Annotated in this window: 1 protein-coding gene; it reads left to right on the top strand. The window is 66.8% G+C overall.

The features are described from left to right. Positions 1 to 105 precede the first annotated feature (105 nt). Positions 106 to 1,191 carry an IS630 family transposase gene (locus ACIREO_RS39680; RefSeq protein ID WP_404119973.1) on the top strand — a complete coding sequence of 362 codons (1,086 nt, stop codon included), beginning with the start codon at positions 106 to 108 and terminating at the stop codon, positions 1,189 to 1,191.

The raw sequence follows: 1,191 nt of genomic DNA, 5'->3' as shown, positions 1-1,191 counted from the left end.
CTAGTGATCTGGTTGTGAGTTGCTCTGGCACCACGTGAGTCGTTTTCCGCACCAGTTCACGGGTTTGGGTGCCGCGAGCCGGCTGGCTGCGGTGTGCTGTCGGTTGTGGGTGACAGCAGGCTGGAGCCGCTGGTCCTGAGTGAGACCGAGCGACGGGTGTTGGACAACTGGGTCAAGCGCCGTACGACCGCGCAGGGGCTGGCCCTGCGGGCGAGGATCGTGCTGGCGTGTGCGGAGGGCGGACCGAACCTGGCCGTCGCGGCCCGGCTGGATGTAAACCGGGGCACCGTCGCCAAGTGGCGGACCCGGTTCCTGCGGGACCGCCTCGACGGCCTGTCGGACGAACCACGGCCCGGGGTGCCGCGGACCATCACCGACGCCCAAGTCGAAGAGGTGGTGGTCCGCACCTTGGAAGAGACACCCGCGGGCGGTACACACTGGTCGAAGCGGGAGCTGGCCAAGGTCGTGGGGATCTCTCCTGCCAGCGTGCTGCGGATCTGGCACGCCTTCGGCCTGCAGCCATGGCGGACCGAGACCTTCAAGGTCTCCCCGGACCCGTTCCTGATCGACAAGGTCCGTGACGTCGTCGGTCTCTACCTGGCCCCGCCGGCGAACGCGGCGGTGTTCGCGGTGGACGAGAAACCGCAGATCCAGGCCCTGGAGCGGACCGCGCCGGTGCTGCCCATGGTCCCGGGAGTGCCTGAGCGGCGCAGTTTCGACTACGTCCGGCACGGAACCGTGGACCTGTTCGCCGCCCTGAATACCGCGACCGGAAAGGTGATCACGAAGCTGTCCGCGCAGCACCGGGCCGTGGACTTCCGGGACTTCCTCGACGAGATCGACCGCCAGACCGACAAGGGCCTGGCGGTCCACGTGATCTGCGACAATCTCTCCGCCCACAAGGCGCCGGTCGTCCACAAGTGGCTGCTGGCGCATCCACGCTTCCAGCTTCACTTCACGCCGACGTACTCGTCGTGGATCAACCAGGTCGAACGGTGGTTCGCCGAGCTGGAACGGCGCTGCCTCGAGCGTGGGGTGTTCTGCTCTCTCGACGACCTCAAGGCCGCACTTGAGAACTGGGTCAAGGTCTGGAACGACGAGGCCCGGCCCTTCAAGTGGACCAAGACCGCCGACCAGATCCTCGACCGGATCTGCCGCTACTGCTCACGCATCTCCGAACCAGGTCACTAG

This window comes from Streptomyces sp. NPDC102441 (assembly GCF_044765585.1).
Lineage (GTDB): Bacteria > Actinomycetota > Actinomycetes > Streptomycetales > Streptomycetaceae > Streptomyces.
Note: the sequence above shows the minus strand (reverse complement) of the source record. Positions and strands in the feature narration are given on the sequence as shown.